Origin of the sequence: Pelovirga terrestris (genome assembly GCF_014773365.1) — a bacterium.
Classification (GTDB): Bacteria; Desulfobacterota; Desulfuromonadia; order Desulfuromonadales; family Geopsychrobacteraceae; genus Pelovirga; species Pelovirga terrestris.
The window spans coordinates 1-6,085 of sequence record NZ_JACWUN010000027.1; the positions used below are offsets into that span (position 1 = coordinate 1).

At 50.0% G+C, this 6,085-nt stretch carries 5 protein-coding genes; 1 reads left to right on the forward strand and 4 read right to left on the reverse strand.

Annotated elements, in window-relative coordinates; genetic code table 11:
- Positions 1-233: 233 nt before the first annotated feature.
- The 4 genes from ICT70_RS14555 to ICT70_RS14570 form a co-directional block, all read right to left on the reverse strand.
- A complete protein-coding gene (locus ICT70_RS14555; RefSeq protein ID WP_191157919.1) occupies positions 234-764 on the reverse strand; it encodes a hypothetical protein in 531 nt (176 codons plus the stop codon).
- On the reverse strand, positions 761-1,051 hold the full coding sequence (locus ICT70_RS15000) for a DEAD/DEAH box helicase family protein (protein WP_224747091.1): 291 nt from the start codon (positions 1,049-1,051) through the stop codon (positions 761-763). The genes ICT70_RS14555 and ICT70_RS15000 overlap by 4 nt, the downstream gene beginning before the upstream one ends.
- Before the next feature lie 360 nt (positions 1,052-1,411).
- The gene (locus ICT70_RS14565; protein ID WP_191157921.1) at positions 1,412-2,464 is read right to left on the reverse strand and encodes a virulence RhuM family protein; all 1,053 of its coding nucleotides are present in this window, start codon (positions 2,462-2,464) and stop codon (positions 1,412-1,414) included.
- Positions 2,461-5,229, reverse strand: coding sequence for a helicase-related protein (locus ICT70_RS14570; RefSeq protein ID WP_191157923.1), 2,769 nt, complete (start codon positions 5,227-5,229; stop codon positions 2,461-2,463). The genes ICT70_RS14565 and ICT70_RS14570 overlap by 4 nt, the downstream gene beginning before the upstream one ends.
- Before the next feature lie 443 nt (positions 5,230-5,672).
- Here ICT70_RS14570 and ICT70_RS14575 point away from each other — a divergent pair, with 443 nt between their 5' ends.
- Complete coding sequence (locus ICT70_RS14575) at positions 5,673-5,819, forward strand: hypothetical protein (protein WP_191157925.1); 147 nt, start codon at positions 5,673-5,675, stop codon at positions 5,817-5,819.
- The last annotated feature ends 266 nt before the right edge of the window (positions 5,820-6,085 follow it).

The window sequence follows — 6,085 nt, forward strand, 5'->3', positions numbered from 1 at the left end:
CGTAGCGAGCGCTGACTGAATGTCAGAAAAGCGGCCATGGACGGCCGCGTCAGCGAGCGCCGGGGAGCCGACGCAGGAACCCGCGTGATGCGGGTGACGTAGTGGGCGAATCCCCCTGGGGACGCCACATTGAAGCGCCTCTTTCGAGTCATCGGAGGGGGCGTTTTCTTTTGGAGTTGACTGGGGGTTGGTTCTTTGGTGGTTTTGGAATTAGCGCTGTCAGTCACTGCCCACTAGAGTGCTTTGCATCTGATCTGTTGTTCTATCAGATCCCAGTTGTTCTCAAATTGCTGAAACTCCATGGCAGTGGGGGAACAGTCAAGTGATTCATAATTTCTAGGTCGTTTCCAGTTGTGGCGTTCCATATATCTACGATAGCCCTCAGCACAAACCTGCTTTAGATTTTTTTTGGTGAAGATGAAAAAGCGGTGGTTATCATTTTCCTCTTTTCTCAGCATTACAAGAACATATATTAGACCAGGATTTGAGACTTCAGCGTCACCATGATCGATTTGGCATTTATTGATATGATCTATTTCTATATTCAGCCAATCTGTAGCTTTCGATCTTAAGGCCCCTCCAAATGTGACAGTTTTGACTTGTATCGGAAGAGTGTTGAGATTTCTGTCAGCAATTACCAGATCGAACTCTGGAACATTTCCTGCGAAGGGGGTAGATAAAAAGCCCCTTAAGCCTAATTCCGCACAGACAAGATATTCTCCTACTTGTCCTGTCAACTTATTGTTCAGACCTTTACTTGTCATCGTCTTTCCTTTTTGAATTCAGGGTAGCTTTCAGTGAAATGGTCGGTGGTGATTTTCAGGGATTTAAAAACTCCCTCACGGATGGCGATACTGGGCACCACGATGATGAATTTGGACCAACCATAGAGCTTGTTCATCTCGAAGATGGTCTTGATATAGCAATAGGTCTTGCCGGTGCCGGTCTCCATCTCTACATCCAGGTTGATGTCACACCCGGCACTTTTTACCAGACTTTCAGAAATAGGCAGGTTCTGCCGCCGCTGTACGGCACGAATGTTATCGAGCAATTGCAGACCAGTCAGTTGGATGTCGGGATTTTTAAACCCCGCAGTCTCCAGCAGACCAATTTGAACTTGTCCTGCTTTATCTGTCTCCTGACCGGGATCGATGCGATATTTGATCCCGAGGTGTTCACCTGCCCGGCAAAACAGTCCACCACCGCCTCAACAGCGTTGGTCTGGTAGGGCTGGATTTTAAACTTCAGTTTCATAGCAGCGTCTTTCTGCATTTCATTCTGCAACATACTTTTTAAGTTCGCGAAAAATTATATCAGCTACCTGATTTAGCTTGGTTTTTCATAAATCCTTACTGCAAAAAAGCATTTTCTTTCTGCAAAGCTTTCTGCATACCACCTTGCAAAAAGGGTTTCAGCCCTTTGGGCGTTTGCTGCCCTTCTTATCCGGCGCTTTCAGCTGCTTCAGCACTTTTTCCGCCTCGATAAAGTGCTTTTCCACCTCGGTGGGCTGTTGGAGCCGTTGCGCACGGTACTTGTCGAATTCCTGATGCGCCTTGTTCAGCGCCTGCTGATTACTGATGCTGCCGGCATGGGTCAGCATCTCCCGCCCCGTCATGGTCAGGAACTGTTCCAGCCGTTGCTGCCAATCCGCCATTGTCATGGGCTTGCGATTGAGCGCCTGAACTTCGGCCAGTTCCAGATAGGCATTGACGATGCGGTTCAGCAGGTTGAGTTCTTCTTCGGTGAGGTAGTTCTTGGCGACCTCAGTATCGCGTTTCAGCGGGGTCTTTCCCGGGAAATTCGTGATACCCATGTTGGGCTCATTCGCGTCGGCGCGCTTAAATATCACTTCGGACGCGGTATGCCCATGAGCTGCCCAATGCATTTTGTTCTGCACCTGCTTGAAAAACAGCTGGGTTTGCTCAGCCCTGGGGTCGTAATCCGTACTGGTGGCGTAGATGTCCAGCACCTTGCGCCAGAAAACCTTCTCGGAGCTGCGAATATCCCGGATGCGCGCCAGCAGCTCTTCAAAATAACGATCGTTCTGGGGTTCCTTGAGCCGCTCATCATCCAGCACAAAACCTTTGATAATGTATTCCTTGAGTCGCTCGGTGGCCCAGATCCGAAAGCGTGTGGCGATGGCGCTTTTGACCCGATAACCAACGGCAATGATCATATCCAGGTTGTAGAAGTCCCGCTGGCGACGGACCTCGCGCTCACCCTCCTGCTGAACTGACAAGAATTTCTTGTGAGTTGCCTCCCGCTCCAGCTCGCTCTCTGCATAGACGTTCTGAATATGGCCGCTGATATTCTGCTGGGTGGTCTGGAACAGCTCTGCCAGCTGGTTCTGGGTCAGCCACAGAGTTTCATCCTGCAGGCGCACCTCCAGTCTTAACCGGCCTTCGGCGGCTTCATAGAGCAAAATATCACCGGCGCTGCCGGGTTGTTCGGTATCCCGGCTCATAAAGCGCGAACCTCAGTACCCGGCGACATCTGCCGGAAAACCTGCTCTACGTTGATCTTCAGATCATCGGATGCAAACCCGCTGTCGCGAAACACGACCCGCATGGGTTGGGCTTTGGCGAGTTCTTTGACCAGTTTTTCGCTGATGTCTTTATCAAAACAGGCAATCAGGGCATTTTCATCAACAAAGAAAACCTCGAAGGAATTTTTCACCACGGAAGGCACAACAGCGTGCATCCCATTGGGCACAGACGCCAGATCGCCATTCTGTTTGACGTAGTTCAGCAAATCCATACGGAAGTCGTTTAAGCCAAGGTCGGTGATATTCACGCCGGTTTTGAGGTCTTCCATCTCAATGACTTCGTCCTGTAATCGGCGCAATTGTTCCTTGCGGTAGGAAACGTCCTGCGACTGTGGGCTTAATATGTTGTCGTCAGCGGTTGCGGTAACATCCGCAATCACCATGCGGTTTTCAACCCGCTCTTTTAAGTTGATGTATTCATCCAGGGTGATGTCGGGCCAGTAGTTGACCAGCTGAATCGATTTGTTCTGTGAGCCAATCCGATCGATCCGTCCGAACCTCTGAATAATCCGCACCGGATTCCAGTGAATATCGTAGTTGATCAGATAATCACAGTCCTGAAGGTTCTGCCCCTCTGAAATACAGTCGGTACCGATAAGAAGATCAATTTCGGCAGGTTCATCAGGCAGTATCGCCGCTTTTTCTTTAGAACGCGGAGAAAACAGTGTCAGCAGTGACTGAAAATCATATGTCTTCTTCAGTGTTGACTTGGGCGTATCAGAGCCGGTGACTTTGGCCGTATGGAGCTTACGCTGCGCCAGGAAACTATCGGCAATATGAGTGTAGAGATAATTGGCCGTGTCGGCAAAGGCGGTAAATATCAGCACCTTCTTGTTGCCGGGGTTAATGGGTGAGGCCAGCTTACTTTCGATCTGGGTTTTGAGATGTTGCAGCTTGGTATCGTCTGCCGGGGTGATTTTCTGCATTTCTGTCAGCAAACTGTCAATGACCTCCAAATCCTGTTCGAGGTCGTACTCCCAACTGGGCAAATCCATATCGGACAGTCTGATTTTGATCTTACCGCCGATCATGGCACTATCAATATCCGGCAAATCATCATCGTCAGGGTCAGTGTATTGAAAGGCAGATGCAACATCAGTAAAACCAGCATCGGTCCCGGTTTCCTTAAATGCAGTAATAGCCGCCAGGGTGTTGAGATGATTGCTCTTCAGCTTTGTCAGGGTCAAGCGAAAGGCCTCAACGGAGTTTTCAAGGCGCTTGAGCAGGTTGATGGTCATCAGTGCCTGCAAGCTCCGTTCACGATCGACCTGACGGAGCTTGCCTTTGCCGCCACTGACCTCGGTGTCGTAGATTTCTTCATACTTGGGCAAACGGCTTGGCAGGATGTAACTGACCGGAGCATAGACCGCCAGCTTGAGAATCGATAGCTGCGCAAAAATCTCATTGAAACCGATAACGTCACTGCGATGGGTCAGTTGACAGTGAAAAGAGAGGGGCTTGCGGCGTTCGGGAAAGTCCCCAATGTCTGCCGTGTCATAAAAGGTTTCAATATGTTTACGGGAGCGGGCAATAGTGACGCTGTCGAGTAGTTCAAAGAAATCAAAGTTGAGGGCATTGAGGATCGCTGTAGCGGTACGCTCTTCGGCAGGCAGGGTCGACCAGGCATTAAACGCTGCTTGTGCCCGGCGGAAGATTTCGTCAATCCCCTTATTAGTACGCAGCCTGCTGTTCAGGTTGCCGGCGTCCCCTTCATAGGCTAAAGCAAGCTGGTTGCGCAGATCATTAAAGCGGTTATTAACCGGGGTAGCTGAAAGCATCAGCACCTTGGTTTTGACACCTTCGCGAATGACCGAGTTCAGCAGCTTCTGGTAGCGGGTTTCTCGGTCTTTGTAAACATCGTTATTACGGAAGTTATGGGACTCATCAATCACCACCAGATCGTAGTTCCCCCAGTTAATCCGATTGAGGGGTATACCATACGATTCGCCGCTGGTGCGTTGCAAATCGGTGTGGCATAGCACATCGTAATTAAAGCGATCCTTGACGAAGATATTGGTTTTCAGGTTGCGGTTGTAGTTGAGCCAGTTATCGGCCAGCTTTTTGGGGCACAAGACCAGAACCGAACGGTTGCGTAGTTCGTAATATTTGATGACAGCCAGGGCTGTGAAGGTTTTACCGAGGCCGACACTATCCGCCAGAATACAGCCGTTAAAAGTTTCCAGCTTGTTGACAAAATTCGAGACGGCATTGCCCTGCTGGTAGCCCAGATCAACGGCAGTAAATCCATGCAATGGCATGTAGGCGGCTTTCGGCTCGCCATCCTGAACACAGGCAAACTGCTGCATGGGAGCCTTGCCCCGGTTGGAGCGAAACACGGCCTTACGGCGCATCCAGTCGGCACACTCCTTTGCTATAGCTCGCTGTGTCAGTTTATTTTTCAGCTGAATTTCAAACTCACTGCCGTAAAAACTGCGTTCACGCTCAGCCTTGGGGATATGGAACTCCCGGCGCTCTTTTCTGATTCTATCGGTGACTTCATCCGGGACAAAGGTGGGGGATGTGAAGATGAACTCAAGGGATTCAACCGATTCCAGCTGTTCCTTAAGGGCTTCAAAAGCATAGATTGAAAAGCAGGACGCGGCAATTTTCAACTTAGAGCCGCGAGCGATGACCGTTTTCAGATCATCCCCAAGCAACGTATTGATATTGTCGATAATCTGCATGGTGGTTTCCCGCTTTAACGTGAGAATGCTTTCTTAGTGACTTCGGCTGAGCATATTGCAATAAAAAACCGCCTCACCGATGGAGGGTGAATAGCGTTTATGCGGATATCGGCAGTGATTGATGTGATTTAGACATGAAATCCCCCAAGGCTTGGATAGCAAAGGCATTGTAGGGGATCAATGCAGGAAGTTCCAGAAAAAACCCGAATTGCCGTCAACCGCTATTGAGCAAACCGGCCTATTCGATCAAAATTCATCACAAGGGGGAATTCAATTGACCCCTAAAGCTCGACCCGGCACCCCCCCCTCCGCCAGGTCGAGCTTTTTTATTTTGACCCACCAACCGAACCTCATCCTGGCTCCGCTAACCCAGCGCGTAACTATCTGAACTTAATACACATATTGTCTTCATGGTGATGATATAACGACTATGGAGGGAACAAATGGAACGAATTCAGACCCAGCAGCAGATCAAGGATCTTGACCTACCCGTTCCATTTTTAGAAGCCTTGCTTTACTTTCTGTCCGCAGAGATGCGCATCAGCGCGCCCAAACCCTATGAACCGGAGGATACCGCGATGATAGTTTGATCGCCCTGTGCGGGTCAGCCACCGCTCACCTCACCTTTGCAATTTCACCAGCAATTCGAGCGATCCCGTCGATTTCAATCTGAAGTTCTTCAGCCGGGAATTCGTTTTTTCCAACTGTCTTCAGGCCCAACCCTTTTCTCATCGGGTAGGAGGCAGGGTCGCCCCTGCCGTCCTCCCACACCACCGTACGTACGGTTCCGTATACGGCGGTTCACGAAGTGTGTTGAAAACGATGGAACTGCTCTATGTAACTGAACAGTCCCGCT

Bases quoted from the DNA above. Each gene is read 5' to 3' on its own strand.
- ICT70_RS14555 (WP_191157919.1), bottom strand. From the start codon at position 764: ATGACAAGTAAAGGTCTGAACAATAAGTTGACAGGACAAGTAGGAGAA.
- ICT70_RS14565 (WP_191157921.1), bottom strand. From the start codon at position 2,464: ATGAGCCGGGATACCGAACAACCCGGCAGCGCCGGTGATATTTTGCTC.
- ICT70_RS14570 (WP_191157923.1), bottom strand. From the start codon at position 5,229: ATGCAGATTATCGACAATATCAATACGTTGCTTGGGGATGATCTGAAA.
- ICT70_RS14575 (WP_191157925.1), top strand. From the start codon at position 5,673: ATGGAACGAATTCAGACCCAGCAGCAGATCAAGGATCTTGACCTACCC.